This is a genomic window from Pelomonas parva (assembly GCF_043555835.1).
Taxonomy (GTDB): Bacteria; Pseudomonadota; Gammaproteobacteria; order Burkholderiales; family Burkholderiaceae_C; genus Pelomonas; species Pelomonas parva.
In genome coordinates, this window is the sequence record NZ_JBIGHV010000014.1 from 44,866 (window position 1) to 63,079 (window position 18,214).

Consider the following 18,214-nt stretch of genomic DNA (forward strand, 5'->3'; position numbering starts at 1 on the left):
TCCCTTTGGCCGGAGCGGGTGCGAAACCCGCCCCGGCCAAATTTCTTTGCTGATTTTCCCGGCCGCTGCCGCGCCCTGCGGCAACGCCCATACTCCTTGCGCATGAACTCCGAATCGACGACGTCAATCCGACGCATCGTGGTGCTGGGAGGCGGCTCGGCAGGCTGGCTGACCGCTGCGACCCTGGCTGCCGAACTGGGCGGTGAAGGCCCCGACGCTTTGCAGGTCACACTGATCGAATCGCCCGACGTGCCCTCCATCGGCGTGGGCGAAGGCACTTGGCCCACGATGCGCGCGACGCTGCATCGGATTGGCCTGAGCGAAGTCGACCTCATCCGCGAATGCGACGCTGCGTTCAAGCAGGGTTCCTGCTTCGACGGCTGGCTGCATGGCGGCGCGGGCGACCGTTACTACCATCCCTTCACCTTGCCGCACGGACAGGGCGAGGTCGACCTGGCAGGGGCTTGGCTGCAGGGCGGGGCGGAGCTGTCGTTTGCGGAAGCCGTTGGCGCCCAGCCGCATGTGTGCAACGCCCACCTCGCACCCAAGCAAACCACAACGCCCGATTTCGGCGGCGCGATGAACTACGGCTATCACTTCGACGCCGTCAAGCTCGGTCATCTGCTGCAACGGCAAGCGACCACCGTGCTCGGGGTGCGTCATGTCGTCGACCATTTCACCGCCGTGCGCTCCCATGACAACGGCGACATGAAGGCCCTCGCAACGCGCGAGCATGGCGATCTTGAGGGCGACCTGTTCATCGACTGCTCGGGCCTGGCCAGTCTGCTGCTGGGCCAGCACTACGGCGTTCCTCTCCGCTCCGAAAAAGGCGTGCTGTTCAACGACAGCGCGCTGGCGGTGCAGGTGCCGCATGCCGATGCACGCGCGCCCCTGGCCTCGGCCACCGTGGCTACGGCCCATGCCGAAGGATGGACCTGGGACATCGGCCTGCCGACGCGCCGCGGCATCGGCCTCGTCTACTCCAGCAGCCACACGGATGACGCTGCCGCCGAGCGCGCGCTGCTGGCCTACCTGCAGCGCAGCGGCCTCAAGCACGCCGACGTGACACCGCGCCGCCTGCGCTTCAGCCCCGGCTACCGCGAGCAGTTCTGGCACCGCAACTGCGTCGCAGTCGGCCTCGCGGCCGGCTTCATCGAGCCGCTGGAAGCCTCGGCGCTGGCCTTGGTCGAGCTCTCGGCGGCGTTCATCCGTGATGAGATGCCCGCCAACCGGGCGGACATGGACCTCGTCGCCAAGCGCTTTAACGACGCCTTCGCCTACCGCTGGTCGCGCATCATCGATTTCCTGAAGCTGCACTATGTGCTGAGCCGCCGCGATGACGCCGACTACTGGTGCGACCACCGCAGCGCCGCCACGCAGCCCGAGTCGCTGCGAGAGCTGCTGCAGCTCTGGGAGCACCGCGTGCCGTCGCGCAACGACTTCTACCGCGTGGAAGAAGTGTTCCCTGCGTCCAGCTATCAGTACGTGCTCTACGGCATGCAGTTCAAGCCGGCGCTTCGCGCGCTGCGTGCCGAACAGCTCGCCAAAGCCGAGAGCTGCTTCAAGGACGTGACGACAATCACGCGGCGGCTGCTGGGCGGGTTGCCCCGCCATCGCGATCTCATCCAACACATCCACGCGCACGGCATTGCCGCCGCCGCCTGACTTCTTAACCGACACCCATGCTGCAACTACTCAACAACATCGAGCACAAAGACCTGCGCATCGTGACCCAGCGCGGCGCCCGGTGGGGCGACGACTTCATGTCGGCCCCGGTCACGCCCGACGAGTTCCGCAAGCTGCAAGCGCACTACCCCATCGTTTTTCAGGAAGACGGCAAGGGCGGCTTCCTGCCGACGGTGCTGTTCGGTCTGCAGGAAGGCGAGAACCTGTTCCTGACCGAGGATGGCTGGGACGCCGAGGCCGACTACCTGCCGCTGTCCGTGCAGCGCATGCCGTTCTCGATTGGCGTCGCCGAAGGTGACGAACTGCGCATGATGGTCGACATGTCCAGCAAGCACATCAGCCAGGGCGCCGAGGGCGAAGCCGTCTTCCTGCCGCATGGCGGCACGACCGATTTCATCGAGAACGCCAACGCCGTGCTGCGCACGCTGCACGAGGGCTTCCAGGCCACGCCCGCCTTCATCGAGACGCTGCTGGCGCACGGGCTGTTGGAGTCCTTCGTGCTGGATGTGGAGCGCCCGGATGGCACGCGCGGTCAGCTCGTGGGCTTTTACATGATCCACGAGGAGCGTCTGGCAGCGCTGGACGCCAGCACCATCGGCATGCTGCATCAGGCGGACTACCTGCAGCCGATCTATATGGCGATCGCATCGCTGTCCAACTTCACCAAGCTGATCCGCCGCCACCTCGCCCGCGAAGCCTGAGGCCATGTTGGAGCGCAGTGATGTGAGCGCCGAGGCGATTCCCGACGAGGTGCTCCGGTCCACCCAGCCGGTGCTGCTGCGCGGCCTGGTGCGGCACTGGCCGCTGGTGCAGGCGGCGCAGCGGTCCGACGCGGACTTCTGCGACTACCTGCGGTCCTTCGGCGCGCAAACCCGCCTGAGCCTGTGGCGCGGCGCGCCGGAGATAGCCGGGCGCTTCTTCTACAACGCCGACTTCAGCGACTTCAACTTTCGCCGCGAGACCCACACCTTCGGCGCGCTGCTGGACGAGTTGCTCGCTGGCACGCCCGACGCCCTCTACCTCGGCTCGACCGATCTCGACCGCTGCTTCCCCGGCCTGCGGCAGCCCAACGACCTGACCGTGCTGGCTGCCTTCAATCCGATGGTGAGCCTGTGGCTGGGCAACCGCACGCAGGTGGCGCCGCATTTCGACCTGCCCGACAACATCGCCTGCGTCGTCGCGGGCCGGCGCCGCTTCACGCTGTTCCCGCCCGAGCAGGTGGCCAATCTCTACATCGGCCCGCTGGACCTGACGCCGGCTGGCCAGCCCATCAGCCTGGTAGACCAGGCACGCCCGGACTTTGAACGTTTCCCGCGCTACGCGGAGGCGCTCAAGCACGCGCAGGTCTTCGAGCTGCTGCCCGGCGACGCGCTCTTCATCCCCAGCCAGTGGTGGCACGGCGTCGAATCGCTGGAGCCCATCAGCGCGCTCGTCAACTTCTGGTGGCGGCAGTCGCCTGCCTTCATGGACACGCCGCTCAACACGCTGATGATGGCCTTGCTGTCGCTGCGCGACCTGCCGCCGACCCAGCGCGATGCCTGGCGCGCACTGTTCGACCACTACATCTTCGACGCCGACGAGCAGAGGGCTGCCCACATCCCGCCGGCCGCGCGCGGCATCCTCGCGCCGATGAACGACAGCAGCGCACGCCAACTGCGCTCGATGCTGTTGAACCGCCTCAACCGATGAGCTCATCCACGATCATGACCACTGCTCCCAAACCCGTTCGACGCGTCGTCATCGCCGGCGGCGGCACCGCAGGCTGGATGGTGGCCGCCGGGCTGTCCAAATGCCTGGGCAAGCAGATCGACATCCTCCTCGTCGAGTCCGAGGAGATCGGCACAGTGGGCGTCGGCGAGGCGACGATCCCGACGCTGCATCTCATGCACGAGATCCTGGACCTGGACGAGCGCGAGTTCATCCAGGCCACGCAGGCCACGTTCAAGCTCGGCATCAACTTCGAGAACTGGCGCAACGTCGGCGAAGACTATTTCCACTCCTTCGGCAAGACCGGCAAGGGCCACTGGACGGCCGGCTTCCACCACTTCTGGATGGAGGGCCGGCGGCGCGGCCTGGCGAGCGACTACGGCGACTACTGCCTCGAGCTGCGCGCCGCGCGCGACAACCGCTTCGCGACGCTGCCCGACAACGGCATCAACTACGCCTACCACTTCGACGCCACGCTCTACGGTCAGTACCTGCGCCGCATGGCAGAAGCCATGGGTGTGCAGCGCATCGAAGGAAAGATCGCCAAGGTCCACACCGATGCCGTCAGCGGCGACATCACCGGCCTGCAACTCGACGGCGGCGCGCTGGTCGAGGGCGATTTCTTCATCGACTGCACCGGCATGCGCTCGCTGCTGCTCGGCGAGACGCTGGGCGTGCCCTACGAAAGCTGGTCGCACTGGCTGCCCTGCGACAGCGCGGTCGCCGTGCAGACCACGCTCGTCGGCGAGCCCGTGCCTTACACCCGCTCCATCGCCCACCCCTGGGGTTGGCAGTGGCGCATCCCGCTGCAGCACCGCGTCGGCAACGGCGTCGTGTTCAGCAGCAAACACATCAGCGATGACGAGGCCAAGGCCGCGCTGCTGGCCAACGTCCAGGGCGAGGTGCTGCGCCAGCCGCGCGTCATCAAGTTCACGCCAGGCCAGCGCGACGTGGTCTGGAAGAAAAACGTCGTCGCCATCGGCCTGTCCAGCGGCTTTCTGGAGCCGCTGGAGTCGACGAGCATCCACCTCATCCAGAAGGGCATGACGCGCCTTGTCGAGCTCTTCCCGACCGACGGCGTCCGCCAGAGCGATGTCGACGAATACAACCGCCAGGCGCGCGACCAGATCGAGATCGTCCGCGACTTCATCATCCTGCACTACCACGTCACCAACCGCACGGACACTGCCTTCTGGCGCGGCTGCCGCGAGATGGAGGTGCCACCGCTGCTCAAGCACCGCATCCAGCACTTCCGGGACACGGGGCGCATCATGCTGGACCAGGGAGAGCTGTTCGCCGAGAACTCCTGGGTGCAGGTCATGATGGGGCAGGGCATCGTGCCCGCCAGCCATCACCCGATCACCCGCAACATGGACGACCGCAGCCTCGCGGACTTCCTGGGCGAGATCCGCAAGGACGTGGCGCGCACGATGATGAAGCTGCCCAAGCACCAGCAGTTCATCAACCACTACGCCCCGGCGCCCAGGATCGACGTGGCCGCCGCTTCCAGCGCTTCAGGCGGCCCGGCGCTGCGCATCAATCCCCACGCCAGGCTGGAAACCGTCGAACTGACCAATGGCGCCAAGGTCTGCGTCGTTGACGATTTCGTGCAGGACCCCGAGGGTCTCGTCGCGCTGGCCGCAGGCGCGGCCAGCCAGTTCAACGTCATTGCCGGGCACCCCTATCCCGGCGCGCTGCTGGATCTGCCGAACGGCTTGTGCAACGAGCTGAACGCCTTCTTCCGCCAGCGCATGGGTGGCCTGCTCAAGCTCGGCGCGCCGCTGGGCATGACCGGCCGCTTTTCCCGCGTCACGCAGGACGCGGCCACGCTCGATCCCCGCCAGCGCATCTGCCACCGCGACGATTCCGACCTGCAGGCGGGTGAGATGGTCTCGGCCTCCGTGCACTACCTGTTCAAGGACGAGCAGCTGGGCGGCACCGTCTTCTTCCGCTCGCTGATGTCTGACGCCGACACGCAGCGGTTCCGGCGCGACGCCGGCACGCTGGACGGCAGCGCTTTCGCCGACAAGTACGGCATCCCGCCGGGCTACATGACCGAGAGCAACCGCTACTTCGAAGTCATCGGCCGTGTGCCAGCGAAGTGGAACCGCGCCGTCTTCTACGACGGCGGCATCTTCCATTCCGGCGACATCAACTGGGCGGGCCACAAGGCCGGCTATCAGGCCGCTCCCGGTCGCCTGACCATCAACGCCTTCTTCAAAAGCAGGCTGCCCTGAGCGGTGCAATGGCGGCCTCGATAATCGGGGTATGACGACCTCCATCACCATCGCCACCCGTGAGAGCCGTCTCGCGCTGTGGCAGGCCGAGCATGTGCAGGGCCGACTGGCCGACGAGCTGGGCATCACGGCCACGCTGCTGGGCATGACCACCCGCGGCGACCAGATCCTCGACCGCACCTTGTCCAAGGTCGGCGGCAAGGGTTTGTTCGTGAAGGAGCTGGAAGCAGCGCTCGCCGAAGGCCGCGCCCAGCTCGCCGTGCACTCGCTGAAGGACGTGCCGATGGAGCTGCCCGAGGGCTTCACGCTCGCGGCGGTGCTGGAGCGCGAGGACCCGCGCGACGCCTTCGTCTCCAACGACTTCGCCTCGCTGGCGGAGCTGCCGCACGGCGCCGTGGTGGGCAGCTCCAGCCTGCGCCGTGTCACGCAGATCCTCAGCCAGCGGCCGGACCTGCGCGTCGAGCCACTGCGCGGCAACCTCGACACGCGGCTGCGCAAGCTCGACGAAGGCGGCTACCACGCCATCGTGCTGGCGGCGGCCGGCCTGAAGCGCCTGAGCCTGGCCCATCGCGTGCGGGCGCTGTTCGAGATCGATCAGATGCTGCCTTGCGCAGGGCAGGGCGCCCTGGGGCTGGAGATCCGCGCCGATGACCCGGCGCTGGCCGAGGCCCTCGCTAGGCTGGCCCACGCGCCGACGCAGCTTGCCTGCGAGGCCGAGCGCGCCGTGTCCCGCGCGCTGGGCGGCAGCTGCAGCCTGCCGCTAGCAGCCCACGCCCGCTGGCAGGGTGGCACGCTGTGGCTGGACGCCGCGCTGGGCCACGCCGAGGCGCACACCTCGCCGCTGCTGCGCGCCAGCGTGGCCGGCGATGTGGCGGACGTGGCGGCTGCCCGCGCGCTGGGCCAGCAGGCCGCTGCCCGGCTGCGCGACCTCGGCGCCGGCGCCTACCTGCCCGGATGACGACGCTGATCGTCACGCGCCCGCGGCCGCAGTGCGCGGGCTGGCTGGCGCGCCTGGCCGCGCTCGGCGTGGACGCCGTGGCGCTGCCGCTGATCGACATCCAACCCGCCCGCGACCCCGCCCCGGCGCGCGCCGCCTGGGCCGCGCTGGCCGCCACCGACCTGGCCGTTTTCGTCAGCCCCAACGCCGTCGAGCAGTTCTTCGCCCATGCCGACGGAGCCGGCTGGCCAGCGACCACGCTGGCCGCCTGCGTCGGCCCCGGCAGCGCCCAGGCGCTCACGGCCCACGGCGTGCCTGCCGGGTTGATCGTGCAGCCGGCGGTCGACGCGGCCGGCCTGGACTCCGAACACCTGTGGCAGCAACTGCAGCCGCGCCGCCCCTGGGCCGGCGCCCGCGTGCTGCTGCTGCGTGGCGACGGCGGCCGGGAATGGCTGGCCGAGCGGCTGGTCGAGGCCGGGGCCAGCGTCGAGGCCGTCACCGTCTATCACCGCGCCGGCCCGCGCTTCGAGGCCGCCGAGCAGGCGCTGCTGGATGACGTGCTGGCTCGCCCTCAAGACCATGTCTGGTTGTTCAGCAGCGCCGAGGCCGTGGGCCACCTGCTGGTCCACATGCTGGCTGGCCAGCGCGCCATCGCCACCCATCCCCGCATCGCCGACGCCGCCCGCGCCGCCGGTTTCTCGCCTGTGGTTTTGGCGCGACCCGATCCCGAAGCCGTGACTCGGGCCCTGAAAGGCCTCTGACAGAATCCCCCGCACTGTGACCGAGCCGATGCCAGCTGTTCCCGCCGCCGAGCCTGCCGCGCCTGTTGCGGCGCCGCCGCCCCCACCCGCGACCCTGCCCGCCTGGCTGCCCTGGCTGCTGGCGCTGCTGGGCGCTGCGGTGCTCGTCTGCGTTGCGCTGGCCTGGCAGAGCCTGTCGCGCCAGCAGTCGCTGGAGCAGGAGCTGGTGCGTCGCCAGGAGGCCAGCCACGCCCAGGCCAGCGAGGCCCGCCTGGCCGCCAAGCAGTCCGCCGAGCTGGTGCGCGACACCGCCGCCAAGGTCTCGCTGCTGGAAGCCCGGCTGGCCGAGGTGGCCCTGCAGCGCGGGCAATTGGAGGAGTTGATCCAGTCCATGTCGCGCTCGCGGGACGAAAACGTTGTCGGCGACATCGAAGCCGCCATCCGCGTCGCGCTGCAGCAGACGCAGATCACCGGCAGCGCCGAGCCGCTGGTCGCCACGCTCAAGCAGGCCGACGAGCGCTTGCTGCGCTACAAGCAGCCGCGCCTGGAAGGCGTGCGGCGCGCCGTCGCGCGCGACCTGGACCGCGTCAAGGCCATCGCCATCGTCGACGTCTCGACGTTGACCATCAAGCTCGACGAAGTCGTGCGCATGGCCGATGAGCTGCCGCTGGTCTCGGGCGGCGATGCCAGCGTGCCCCAGCGCGACGAGCGCCAGGCCGACACGGCGGCCCGCGAACGCGAGCGCGTGCTGAAGTTGCAGCGCGAACAGGCCGCCGCAGCAGCCGAGGGCCGGCTGGCGCTGTGGGCCTGGCAGGCGCGGCAGCAGCTGTCGAGCTGGACCGGCATCGTCTGGGGCGAGGCCAGGACGCTGCTGCGCGTGACCCGCATCGACCATCCCGAGGCCGCGCTGATTTCGCCCGACCAGAGCTTCTTCCTGCGCGAGAACCTCAAGCTGCGCCTGCTGAACGCGCGGCTGGCCCTGCTGAGTCGCCAGTTCGACACCGCCCAGTCCGACCTGCGCGACTGCCAGGAAATGCTCAGTCGCTATTTCGATACCCGCTCGCGCAAGGTGACCAGCGTCGCTGAGCTGCTGCGCCAGGTCACGGGTCAAGCGCGTCAGGTCAGCGTGCCGCGGCCGGATGACACGCTGGCCGCGCTGACCGCCGCCGCAGCCGGCCGTTGAGGGGACGCTGACATGCGCCTCGTCATCTGGCTGGTCCTGCTGTTCGCTGCCGCCGTCGTCGCGGCGCTTTATCTAGGCTCCAACGACGGCCTTGCCAGCTTCTACCTGGCCGGCTGGCGGCTGGATATCTCGCTGAACCTCTTCCTGCTGCTGCTCGTCGCGAGCTGCTTCGCGCTGGTCACCGCCATCCAGGCCATCGAGGCGCTGACGACGCTGCCCCGGCGCGCCCGCGAATGGCGGCTGGCCCAACGTGAACGCAGCGCCCAGCTGGCGCTGCGCGAGGCGCTGATCGAACTCTTCGGCGCCCGTTTCAGCCGTGCGCAGAAGGCGGCGCAGAAGGCGCTGAACGTGCAGTCCGCGACGCCGGAACTCGCCGCCGACCAGGGCTTCATGGCGCTGGCCCACCTGCTGGCTGCGGCCAGCGCCCATCGCCTGCAGGACCGCCGCCACCGCGACGAGCAGCTCGGCCGGGCGCTTGACCTCGCCCGCCGTGGCGGCGGCGCACGCGCCCAGGAAGACGGCGCTCGCCTGCTGGCCGCCGAGTGGGCGCTGGAGGATCGCGATGCCCCGCGCGCGCTGAGCCTGCTCGGCGAACTGCCCCCCGGCGTTGCCCGCCGCACGCAGGCCTTGCGGCTGCGCCTGCAGGCCTCGCGCCTGGCCCAGCAGCCGCTGGATGCATTGCGCACCGCGCGTCTGCTCGCCAAGCACCAGGCCTTCTCGAAAGTGGCGGCCCAGGGCCTGCTGCGCTCGCTGGCCTTCGAGGCGCTGGACGGTGCCCGCGATGTCGACCAGTTGCGCACCATCTGGCAGCAGCTCGACCCGGCCGACCGGCGCGACCCGCTCGTTGCCGCCCGCGCCGCCCAGTGTTCCGGCCAACTCGGCGCGCCCGACGATGGCCGTGGCTGGCTGCGACCCTTCTTCGACGACCTCGGTGACCTGTCCGCCGACGACCGTGCCGCCGTCGCGCAGGCCCTCGTGCCCGTGCTGGCTGGCTGCGGGCCCGACTGGCTGCAGCGGCTGGAAACCGCGCACACCCGCTTTCCGCGCGAACGCGCGCTGGCCTATGCGCTGGGTCATACGCTGGCGGAGCGGCAGCTCTGGGGCAAAGCCCGGCTCATGCTGGAGACCGTGGCGGAAGACGCGGGCATGCCCAGCGCCGCGCGCCGCCGCAGCTGGCTGGCGCTGGCGGCCCTGGCCGAGCAGGAGGGCGACGACGCCCGCCGTGGGCGCTGCTACGAAGCCGCCGCCCGCCTGCCTTGAACCGGGATCGAACTTATTTTGAAAAAATCGCCGTCTTCTTGCCGGGAGCCAAAAAATCTGGCTATACTGTGAGGCTTCAGCGGCTGTAGCTCAGTTGGATAGAGTACTTGGCTACGAACCAAGGGGTCGTGGGTTCGAATCCTGCCAGCCGCACCAAAAATAAGAAGAGAACCAACGGGTTAGCACCGCAAGGCGCTAACCCGTTTTCCTTTGTCGAATGACTTTTCGGCTGTCGTTCCCTTGGCGGTTTCCGCTTTAAACCTTGCCTTGGGGCGGCGGGTGGCGATCACTCCGTAGACTCGGCCGCATGTCTCTTCTGCTCCTGCTCCTGCTGCCCTTCATCGGCAGCGCCGTCGCGGCGGTGTTGCCGACCGGCGCGCGCAACATCGAATCGATCTGGGCCGGCCTGGTGGCGCTGGCGGTCGCGGTGCCGCTGGCCCTGCTGTACCCGGAGGTGCGCGACGCCGGTGTCGTGTCCGAGCGCCTGGTGTGGCTGCCCAGCCTGGGGCTGGACCTGGTGGTGCGCATCGACGGCTTCGCGTGGATGTTTGCGATGCTGGTCACCGGCATGGGCGTGCTGGTGGTCATGTACGCCCGCTACTACCTGTCGGCCGACGACCCGGCGGCGCGCTTTTATTCGCTGCTGCTCGGCTTCATGGGCTCGATGCTGGGCGTGGTCGTGTCGGGCAACCTGATACAGCTGGTGCTGTTCTGGGAGCTGACTAGCGTCTTCTCCTTCCTGCTCATCGGCTACTGGCACCACCGCCAGGACGCGCGGCGTGGCGCGCGCATGGCCTTCACCGTCACCGCCACGGGCGGTCTGGCGTTGCTGGCCGGCGCACTGCTGCTGGGGCACATCGTCGGCAGCTACGAACTGGACGCGGTGCTGGCCGCTGGCGACGTGGTGCGCGCCCATGCGCTGTACCCGTTGACGCTGGTGCTGGTGCTGCTGGGCGCGCTGACCAAGAGTGCGCAGTTCCCCTTCCACTTCTGGCTGCCGCACGCGATGGCCGCCCCGACGCCGGTCTCGGCCTATCTGCATTCGGCGACGATGGTGAAGGCCGGCGTGTTCCTGCTGGCGCGGCTGTGGCCGGTGCTGGCGGGCACGGACGAGTGGTTCTGGATCGTAGGCGGCGCCGGCCTCGTCACGCTGCTGCTTGGCGCCTATGCGGCGATGTTCCAGAACGACCTCAAGGGGCTGCTCGCCTATTCGACGATCAGCCATCTCGGGCTGATCACCTTGCTGCTGGGCCTGAACAGCTCGCTGGCCGCCGTCGCGGCGGTGTTCCACATGATGAACCATGCGACCTTCAAGGCCTCGCTGTTCATGTCGGTGGGCATCATCGACCACGAGACCGGCACGCGCGACATGCGGCGGCTGGACGGCTTGTACCGGAGCATGCCCATCACCGGCACGCTGGCCATCGTCGCCTGCGGGGCGATGGCCGGCGTGCCGCTGCTCAACGGCTTCCTGTCCAAGGAGATGTTCTTCGCCGAGACGGTGTTCGTCAGCGCGCATCCGTGGGTGGAGTTTGGCCTGCCGCTGGCGGCCACGGTGGCGGGCGTGTTCGCGGTCGTCTACTCGCTGCGTTTCGGCCATGACGTGTTCTTCGGCCCGCCCGCGCGCGACCTGCCGCGGCGGCCGCATGAGCCCGTGCACTGGATGCGCGTGCCGGTCGAGCTGCTGGTGCTGGCCTGCGTGGTGGTGGGCACCGTGCCGGCCTGGTCGGTCGGCCCGCTGCTGGCGACTGCGGCAGCGCCGGTGGTGGGCGGCACGCTGCCGGCCTACAGCCTGGCGGTCTGGCACGGCTTCAACACGCCGCTGATGATGAGCCTGGTGGCGATGGCGGGCGGCATCCTCGTCTACCTGCGCTTTGCGCGCCGCTTCAAGCAACGCGCGCTGCGGCACACGCCGGTCATCCATCTGCTGGACGGCAAGCGGCTCTTCGAGCGCACGCTGGCCTGGCTCACCGCGCTGTCCCGCCGCGCGTTGCGCCTGGTCAGCACCAACCGCCTGCAGCCGCAGCTGCTGTGCATGCTGCTGATTGCCGGCGCGACGGCGCTCGGCTCGGCGCTGGTCGTGCCGCTGGCCTGGGGCGACCGGGCGCGCGTGCCGGCCACGCCCGAGTTCGTGCTGCTGTGGCTGATCGGCGGCGCGGCCGCCATCGGCGCGGCCTGGCAGGCCAAGTTCCACCGCCTGGCCGCACTGGCGCTGCTGAGCGTGGTGGGGCTGGTGATGTGCCTGACCTTCGCCTGGTTCTCGGCGCCCGACCTGGCCCTGACCCAGCTGGCCGTGGAGGTGGTCACCACCGTGCTCTTCCTGCTGGGCTTGCGCTGGCTGCCCAAGCGGGTGGAGCAGGACGACCCGCTGACGCGCCGCCGCGCGCGGTGGCGGCGGGGGCGCGACCTGGTGCTCGCGCTGCTGATCGGCGCGGGCCTCGCCGCGCTGTCCTACGCCATGCTGACCCGCCAGGCGCCGCAGAGCATCTCGCCCTTCTTCATCGAGCGCGCCCTGCCCGAGGGCGGTGGCACCAACATCGTCAACGTGATGCTGGTGGACTTCCGCGGCTTCGACACGCTGGGCGAGATCACCGTGCTGGGCATCGTCGGCCTGACGGTCTATGCGCTGCTGCGGCGCTTCCGCCCGCCGCGCGAGGTCATCGGCCGGCCACCGCAGCAACGCGCGGTCGCCGACGACGAACAGAGCGACCTGCTGGACCGGCCCGATACCAGCGACGCCGCCAGCGGCTATCTGCTGGTGCCCGCCGTGCTGGCGCAGCTGCTCCTGCCTGTGGCCGGGGTGTTCGCCTTCTACCTGTTCATGCGCGGCCACAACGAGCCCGGTGGTGGCTTTGTTGCCGGCCTCGTGATGGCCATCGCCTTCATCGCGCAATACATGGTGAGCGGCACACGCTGGGTCGAGGCGCGCATGCCGCTGCAGCCGCCGCGCTGGATCGCGGTCGGCCTGCTGGTGGCCGTGGTCACCGGGCTGGGCGCGCTGGCGTTCGGCCATCCCTTCCTGACGACTCACACCGCGCATGTCACGCTGCCCGGCATCGGCCTCATCCACCTGCCCACGGCAGCGCTGTTCGACCTGGGCGTGTTCGCCGTCGTGCTCGGCTCGACGCTGCTGCTGCTGACCGCGCTGGCCCACCAATCGCTGCGCGTGCGCCACCGACCAGCATCTACGGGAGACCAGTGATGGAAATCATCATCTCCATCGCCATCGGCGTGCTCGCGAGTGCGGGCGTCTGGCTGCTGCTGCGGCCGCGGACCTTCCAGGTGCTGATCGGCCTGTCGCTGCTGGCCTATGCGGTCAACCTCTTCATCTTCAGCGTCGGGAGCCTGTCCATCGACAAGGAGCCCATCGTCAAGCCGGGGCTGGCGCCCAACCTGGTGAACTACACCGACCCGCTGCCGCAGTCGCTCGTGCTAACGGCCATCGTCATCGGCTTCGCCACCACCGCGCTGTTCCTTGTCGTGCTGCTGGCGTTGCGCGGCCTGAGCGGTGGCGACCATGTCGACGGCGAGGAGGAGCGGCCATGACGGGGTGGTTGTCGCTGCCCATGCAGCAACTCGTCATCGCCCCCGTGCTGCTGCCTCTGGTCACAGCGGCGTTGCTGTTGCTGCTGGGTGAACAGCGGCGGGTGGCCGCCGTCGTGCTCAACCTGGCTTCGACCGTGGCGGGCCTGCTACTCGCCGCGGCACTGCTGCTGTGGGTCGACCGGCAGGACGCGCCCGCCGCCTTCGGCATCTACCTGCCGGGCAACTGGCCGGTGCCCATGGGCATCGTGCTGGTGGCCGACCGGCTCTCGGCGCTGATGATGGTGCTGGCCGGCAGCGCCGGCCTGGCGGCGCTGTTGTTCTCGCTGGCACGCTGGCACCGTGCCGGCGTGCACTTTCACCCGCTGTTTCAACTGCAGCTGATGGGCTTGTACGGCGCCTTCCTCACGGCCGACCTGTTCAACCTGTTCGTCTTCTTCGAGGTGCTGCTGGCCGCGTCCTACGGCCTGCTGATGCACGGCGGCGGCGGCCACCGCGTGCGCGCCGGCCTGCACTACATCGCCATCAACCTGGTCGCCTCGCTGCTGTTCCTGATCGGCGTGGCGCTGATCTACGGTGTGACCGGCACGCTGAACATGGCCGACATCGCCCAGAAGCTGTCCCAGGTGCCCGACAGCGACCGCGGGCTGCTGGGTGCCGGTGCGGCCATCCTGTCCATCGCCTTCCTGGCCAAGGCCGCCGTGTGGCCGTTGAACTTTTGGCTGCCGCCGGCCTACGCAGCCGCCGGGGCACCGGTGTCCGCGCTGTTCGCCATCCTCACCAAGGTCGGCGTCTATGCCGTGCTGCGGCTGTGGACGCTGTGCTTCCCGGCCAGCGCCGGCCCCTGGGCGCTGTTCGGCGGCGAGGTGCTGGTCTGGGGCGGGCTGGCGACGCTGGCCTTTGGCGCGCTGGGCATGATGGCCTCGCAGCGGTTGGACCGGCTCGCGGGTTTCAGCGTCATCGCGTCCTCGGGCACGCTGCTGGCCACCATCGGCTTCGACTCGCCGGCCCTCGGCGCCGGGGCGCTGTTCTATCTGGCCAGCTCCACGCTGGCAGGCTGCGCGCTGTTCCTGCTGGTGGAGCTGATCGAGCGGGCGCGGCAGGTGGAGCTGGCGCCGCTGGCGGACGACGATGACCACCTGCCGGACTTCATCGACGCCGAGCCGCGCGACGACGCCAACCTCGATGATGAGGAACAGGTGCTGATCGGCCGCGCGATCCCCGCAGCACTGGCCTTCCTCGGGCTGGCCTTCATCCTGTGCACGCTGGTGGTGGCGGGGCTGCCGCCGCTGTCGGGCTTCATCGCCAAGCTGGCCATGCTGTCGGCGCTGCTCGCGGCGCCGCCCGGCCCTGCTGGCGCCGTTGCAGGCCAGGCGCTGTTCGCGCTGCTCATCGTGTCAGGGCTGCTCGCCACCACCGCGCTGCTGCGCGTGGGCGTGCGGCACTTCTGGGCGCCGCAGAACCGGCCGCCGCCGCGCCTGCGCGTCACGGAATGTGTGCCCATCGCCCTGCTGCTGTCGGGCTGCCTGCTGCTGGTGGTGCGTGGCGAGACGGCTTTGACGTACACGCGCGCCACGGCCGACGCGCTGCACCAGCCCCAGCTCTACATCGATGCGGTCTTTCGTGCAAGACCGGTCGCGGAAAGGACGGCCCCATGAAGCGTTGGTTGCCCGCACCGCTGCTGTCCGCCGGCCTGTTCGCGCTGTGGCTGGTTCTGAACCAGTCGCTCGGCCTGGGCCACCTGCTGCTGGGCGCCCTGGTCGCCCTCGCCATGCCCGTGCTGATGGCCCCGCTGCGCCCTGCTGCCGGGCCGCTGCGCCGCCCGAGGCAGTTGGTGCGACTCGTGCTCTACGTCGGTGTCGACGTCGTGAAGTCGGCCCTCGTCGTCGGCCGTACCGTGCTGCGCGCAAGCCGCCGGCCGCCCCAGGGCCGCTTTGTCACCGTGCCGATGGACCTGCATCATGCACACGGGCTGGCCGCGCTGGCCATCATCACGACGGTCGTTCCGGGCACGGTGTGGTCCGAACTGGCGCCTGACCGCAGCGCGCTGCTCCTGCACGTGTTCGACCTCGACGCCGCCGACGAGGCCGCCTTCATCGCCCACTTCAAGGCCCGCTACGAGCGGCCGCTGCTGGAGATCTTCGGATGAGCCTGCTTCTCACGACGGCCATCGCCGTCACGCTGGTGCTCTACGTGCTGGCCATGGCGCTGGGCCTGCTGCGCCTGATGCGCGGCCCCAGCGCGCAGGACCGCGTGCTGGCGCTGGACTTCATGTTCATCGTCGCCATGCTCATCATGCTGGTGCTGGCCATCCGCTACGACAGCAGCATGTATTTCGAAGGTGCCTTGCTGATGGCGTTGTTCGGCTTCGTCAGCTCGGTGGCGCTGGCGAAGTTCCTGTTGCGCGGCGAGGTGATCGAATGATGGAGATCCTCGTCGCCGCGCTGCTGCTGGCCAGCGGTGGTCTCGTGCTGACGGCCGCCCTCGGCCTGTGGCGGCTGCCGGATTTCTTCCTGCGCATGCACGCGCCGGCGCTGGCGTCCACGCTCGCGGCCTGGCTGGTCACGCTGGCGTCGATCATCCATTTCTCGGTGCGCGGCTCCGGTCTGTCGCTGCACGTCTGGGTGGTCATCATCCTGTTGTCCATCACCGCGCCGCTGACGACGCTGGTGCTGGCCCGCGCAGCGCTGTTCCGCCGCCGCCAGGCCGGGGACGCGCTGCCGCCTGCGCTGACGGGTGAACAGCAGGGGCCCGGGACAATGCACCGATGAGCAAGGCATTCACCAAGGAAAGCGACGGACCGGAAGACGATGACGGCGACGGCCCGTCGCTGCCCGCACTGCCTGCCGGCTCTCGCAACTACCTGACGCCGGCCGGCTATGCCCGGCTGCGCGCGGAGTTCATGGAGCTGCTGGACGGCGAGCGGCCCAGGATCGTCGAGATCGTTTCGTGGGCGGCCAAGAACGGCGACCGCTCGGAGAACGGCGACTACCTCTACGGCAAGAAGCGGCTGCGCGAGATCGACCGCCGCCTGCGCTTCCTGACCAAGCGGCTGGACATCGCCGAAGTCGTGGACCCCAGCGTTCATCATGGCAGCGAGCAGGTGTTCTTTGGCGCGACGGTGACCTACGCGAACGCCAGGGGCGACGAAAAGACCATCCGCATCATCGGCATCGACGAGGCCGACAGCCTGGCCGGCGAGGTGAGCTGGGTGTCGCCCATCGCCCGCACGCTGCTGAAGGCGCGCGTGGGCGACGAGCTCAATCTCGTCACGCCGGTGGGCGTGGAGAAGATCGAGGTCGTCGAGGTGCAGTACCCAGCGCCTGCCGGTGGCTGATCAGGACTTCTTGGGCGCGGGCTTCAGTAACGTGTCGGCGCGGGCCTTGTCCTCTGGGCTGAGCCTGGCTTCGATGGCGGGGAGGGCGGTCGCGGCCTGCTGATGGCCCAGACGCTTGCTGAGGCTGCACCAGGCATAGGCGGTGGCCAGGTCCCTGGCCCCGCCCTGGCCGTGGGCGAGCATGACGGCGAGGTTGAACATCGCATCCGCCTGCATTTGCTTCGCTGCGGTCTGGAAGAACTGCCGTGCGGTGTCGAGGTTCTGTTCGACCACCTCGCCGCGGTAGAAGTAGGTGGCCAGCGCATTCTGCGCATCGGCATTGCCCTTGAGTGCGGCGTCCTTGTAGAGCACAACGGCGCGCTCGGGCGCGGCCGGCACCCCTTCGCCGAGGTCCAGCATCCGGGCGGCAGCGTAGGTGGCGTCTGCGTGGCCGGCCTTGGTGGCGGCCAGGTAGTACGCCCCGGCTCGTTTCAGGTCCAGCGGCACACCCTCGGGTTGTCGCGGCCACTGGTGGTGGTAAAGCTGGCCCAGCAAGTACAGCGCATTGACGTCGCCAGCCTCGCCGGCGGTCTGCAGCAGGCTCAGCGCGCGCTGGATGTCAGGCTGCGGGCCGACGCCAGTCAGATGGGCCTGGGCCAGCAGCGTGCCCGCAGGTTCGTAGCCGAAGTCCAGCGCCTTGCGCCACCACTTGTAGGCCTCGGCGGCGTCGCGCTTGGTGCCGGCGCCGGTGAGGTGGATGCGCGCGAGCAGCAGGGCGGCCTCGACGCGGGTGTTGAGGGCCTCGGGCTTGCGCGGGTCGAAGCGCAGGCGGTCGGTAACGGGGTCGTAGCGCGCGTCGACCACCTCGCGCAGCCAGCGCACTGCCTTGGGTGTGCTGGCCGGCGTGCCCAGGCCCAGCAGATGCAGGCGGCCCAGCATCAGGGCTGCGTCTTCATACCCCAGCTTCTTCCAGCTCTCTTCGAACCGGGCAAGTGCTTCGGCGTAGTTGCCGCCCTCGTAGGCGTCGAAGGCCTGGGTCAGGGACTTGTCCTTGCGGGCGATGTAGTTGTGGCCGGCGGCTAAGTTGACGTCGGCGAGCGTGCAGTTCGTGTAAGGCACCCTGTTGAAGCTGTCGTTGGCTATGTCAACCTGCTTCAGCATCTGGTCGATCATCCGGTCGTTGTCAGTTCCGGAACTGGCGTCGCCCCCGGGGCTCAGGTCGCTGAAACGCTGGTCCTTGCGCTCGACCAGCTTTCCCGTTTCCTCGTCGACCTCGACGCCCAGCAGCGGGTCGCCGTCCGCGTAGAGGCCTCGCATATAGGCCAGCGTGACCTCGTCCTGACCGCCAGCCAGGAAAGCGCAGGTCGATGCGTACCTGTGCGACAGCACCTTGCTGTGCGCGGCGATGACGGTCGACTCAGTCGCGCCACCATTGCGTCGCGCCTTGACCTTGACGCCCTCCAGCGTGTTCGGCGCTTCCGCCTTGTTGGTCGTGTCCGGCACGGCCCAAGGCGTCGCGTGGGCCAGCGCCAGCATCAGCGCCAGCCAGCCAGGGGCTGCAATGCCCCGTTTGAGTTTGAACGAGTGCATGCAGGTCTCCCTGTC

General features: G+C 69.2%; 16 protein-coding genes and 1 tRNA gene. 16 read left to right on the plus strand and 1 reads right to left on the minus strand.

What is annotated here, in order from left to right; genetic code table 11:
* Window positions 1–102: 102 nt before the first annotated feature.
* From ACG00Y_RS27295 to greB, 16 genes are all read left to right on the plus strand, one after another.
* Entirely contained in the window at window positions 103–1,665 is a 1,563-nt protein-coding gene (locus tag ACG00Y_RS27295) for a tryptophan halogenase family protein (protein WP_394484538.1), read from the plus strand.
* A gap of 17 nt (window positions 1,666–1,682) precedes the next feature.
* Complete coding sequence (locus ACG00Y_RS27300) at window positions 1,683–2,387, plus strand: SapC family protein (protein ID WP_394484540.1); 705 nt, start codon at window positions 1,683–1,685, stop codon at window positions 2,385–2,387.
* A 4-nt stretch (window positions 2,388–2,391) separates the two neighbouring features.
* On the plus strand, window positions 2,392–3,375 hold the full coding sequence (locus ACG00Y_RS27305; RefSeq protein WP_394484542.1) for a cupin-like domain-containing protein: 984 nt from the start codon (window positions 2,392–2,394) through the stop codon (window positions 3,373–3,375).
* Window positions 3,376–3,389: 14 nt separating this feature from the next.
* The gene (locus ACG00Y_RS27310; RefSeq protein WP_394484544.1) at window positions 3,390–5,630 is read left to right on the plus strand and encodes a DUF6445 family protein; all 2,241 of its coding nucleotides are present in this window, start codon (window positions 3,390–3,392) and stop codon (window positions 5,628–5,630) included.
* A gap of 31 nt (window positions 5,631–5,661) precedes the next feature.
* Entirely contained in the window at window positions 5,662–6,588 is a 927-nt protein-coding gene (gene hemC / locus ACG00Y_RS27315; protein WP_394484546.1) for a hydroxymethylbilane synthase, read from the plus strand.
* The gene (locus ACG00Y_RS27320) at window positions 6,585–7,328 is read left to right on the plus strand and encodes a uroporphyrinogen-III synthase (protein ID WP_394484547.1); all 744 of its coding nucleotides are present in this window, start codon (window positions 6,585–6,587) and stop codon (window positions 7,326–7,328) included. Before hemC ends, ACG00Y_RS27320 begins: the two co-directional genes overlap by 4 nt.
* A 28-nt stretch (window positions 7,329–7,356) precedes the next feature.
* A complete protein-coding gene (locus ACG00Y_RS27325; protein ID WP_394484549.1) occupies window positions 7,357–8,490 on the plus strand; it encodes a uroporphyrinogen-III C-methyltransferase in 1,134 nt (377 codons plus the stop codon).
* A gap of 12 nt (window positions 8,491–8,502) precedes the next feature.
* Complete coding sequence (locus ACG00Y_RS27330) at window positions 8,503–9,750, plus strand: heme biosynthesis HemY N-terminal domain-containing protein (RefSeq protein ID WP_394484551.1); 1,248 nt, start codon at window positions 8,503–8,505, stop codon at window positions 9,748–9,750.
* A gap of 79 nt (window positions 9,751–9,829) precedes the next feature.
* Window positions 9,830–9,906, plus strand: a tRNA-Arg gene (locus ACG00Y_RS27335).
* Between the two features lie 151 nt (window positions 9,907–10,057).
* Entirely contained in the window at window positions 10,058–12,952 is a 2,895-nt protein-coding gene (locus ACG00Y_RS27340; protein ID WP_394484553.1) for a monovalent cation/H+ antiporter subunit A, read from the plus strand.
* A complete protein-coding gene (locus ACG00Y_RS27345) occupies window positions 12,952–13,296 on the plus strand; it encodes a Na+/H+ antiporter subunit C (protein WP_394484555.1) in 345 nt (114 codons plus the stop codon). The genes ACG00Y_RS27340 and ACG00Y_RS27345 overlap by 1 nt, the downstream gene beginning before the upstream one ends.
* Complete coding sequence (locus ACG00Y_RS27350) at window positions 13,293–14,951, plus strand: monovalent cation/H+ antiporter subunit D (protein ID WP_394484557.1); 1,659 nt, start codon at window positions 13,293–13,295, stop codon at window positions 14,949–14,951. The genes ACG00Y_RS27345 and ACG00Y_RS27350 overlap by 4 nt, the downstream gene beginning before the upstream one ends.
* A complete protein-coding gene (locus tag ACG00Y_RS27355; protein ID WP_394484559.1) occupies window positions 14,948–15,442 on the plus strand; it encodes a Na+/H+ antiporter subunit E in 495 nt (164 codons plus the stop codon). Before ACG00Y_RS27350 ends, ACG00Y_RS27355 begins: the two co-directional genes overlap by 4 nt.
* Window positions 15,439–15,717: a K+/H+ antiporter subunit F gene (locus ACG00Y_RS27360; protein WP_394484561.1), complete on the plus strand. Its 279-nt coding sequence runs from the start codon at window positions 15,439–15,441 to the stop codon at window positions 15,715–15,717. Before ACG00Y_RS27355 ends, ACG00Y_RS27360 begins: the two co-directional genes overlap by 4 nt.
* Entirely contained in the window at window positions 15,714–16,064 is a 351-nt protein-coding gene (mnhG, locus tag ACG00Y_RS27365) for a monovalent cation/H(+) antiporter subunit G (RefSeq protein WP_394484563.1), read from the plus strand. The genes ACG00Y_RS27360 and mnhG overlap by 4 nt, the downstream gene beginning before the upstream one ends.
* Window positions 16,061–16,630 (plus strand): transcription elongation factor GreB, encoded by a 570-nt coding sequence (gene greB / locus ACG00Y_RS27370; protein WP_394484565.1) that lies wholly within the window; start codon window positions 16,061–16,063, stop codon window positions 16,628–16,630. Before mnhG ends, greB begins: the two co-directional genes overlap by 4 nt.
* Here the strand turns inward: greB and ACG00Y_RS27375 are convergent, their stop codons facing one another.
* Complete coding sequence (locus ACG00Y_RS27375) at window positions 16,631–18,199, minus strand: tetratricopeptide repeat protein (protein WP_394484567.1); 1,569 nt, start codon at window positions 18,197–18,199, stop codon at window positions 16,631–16,633.
* Window positions 18,200–18,214: the final 15 nt, after the last annotated feature.

What these genes read in the sequence shown, in the direction of transcription:
- ACG00Y_RS27295 (WP_394484538.1), top strand. Translation starts at nt 103, where the DNA reads ATGAACTCCGAATCGACGACGTCAATCCGACGCATCGTGGTGCTGGGA.
- ACG00Y_RS27300 (WP_394484540.1), top strand. Translation starts at nt 1,683, where the DNA reads ATGCTGCAACTACTCAACAACATCGAGCACAAAGACCTGCGCATCGTG.
- ACG00Y_RS27305 (WP_394484542.1), top strand. Translation starts at nt 2,392, where the DNA reads ATGTTGGAGCGCAGTGATGTGAGCGCCGAGGCGATTCCCGACGAGGTG.
- ACG00Y_RS27310 (WP_394484544.1), top strand. Translation starts at nt 3,390, where the DNA reads ATGACCACTGCTCCCAAACCCGTTCGACGCGTCGTCATCGCCGGCGGC.
- hemC (WP_394484546.1), top strand. Translation starts at nt 5,662, where the DNA reads ATGACGACCTCCATCACCATCGCCACCCGTGAGAGCCGTCTCGCGCTG.
- ACG00Y_RS27320 (WP_394484547.1), top strand. Translation starts at nt 6,585, where the DNA reads ATGACGACGCTGATCGTCACGCGCCCGCGGCCGCAGTGCGCGGGCTGG.
- ACG00Y_RS27325 (WP_394484549.1), top strand. Translation starts at nt 7,357, where the DNA reads ATGCCAGCTGTTCCCGCCGCCGAGCCTGCCGCGCCTGTTGCGGCGCCG.
- ACG00Y_RS27330 (WP_394484551.1), top strand. Translation starts at nt 8,503, where the DNA reads ATGCGCCTCGTCATCTGGCTGGTCCTGCTGTTCGCTGCCGCCGTCGTC.
- ACG00Y_RS27340 (WP_394484553.1), top strand. Translation starts at nt 10,058, where the DNA reads ATGTCTCTTCTGCTCCTGCTCCTGCTGCCCTTCATCGGCAGCGCCGTC.
- ACG00Y_RS27345 (WP_394484555.1), top strand. Translation starts at nt 12,952, where the DNA reads ATGGAAATCATCATCTCCATCGCCATCGGCGTGCTCGCGAGTGCGGGC.
- ACG00Y_RS27350 (WP_394484557.1), top strand. Translation starts at nt 13,293, where the DNA reads ATGACGGGGTGGTTGTCGCTGCCCATGCAGCAACTCGTCATCGCCCCC.
- ACG00Y_RS27355 (WP_394484559.1), top strand. Translation starts at nt 14,948, where the DNA reads ATGAAGCGTTGGTTGCCCGCACCGCTGCTGTCCGCCGGCCTGTTCGCG.
- ACG00Y_RS27360 (WP_394484561.1), top strand. Translation starts at nt 15,439, where the DNA reads ATGAGCCTGCTTCTCACGACGGCCATCGCCGTCACGCTGGTGCTCTAC.
- mnhG (WP_394484563.1), top strand. Translation starts at nt 15,714, where the DNA reads ATGATGGAGATCCTCGTCGCCGCGCTGCTGCTGGCCAGCGGTGGTCTC.
- greB (WP_394484565.1), top strand. Translation starts at nt 16,061, where the DNA reads ATGAGCAAGGCATTCACCAAGGAAAGCGACGGACCGGAAGACGATGAC.
- ACG00Y_RS27375 (WP_394484567.1), bottom strand. Translation starts at nt 18,199, where the DNA reads ATGCACTCGTTCAAACTCAAACGGGGCATTGCAGCCCCTGGCTGGCTG.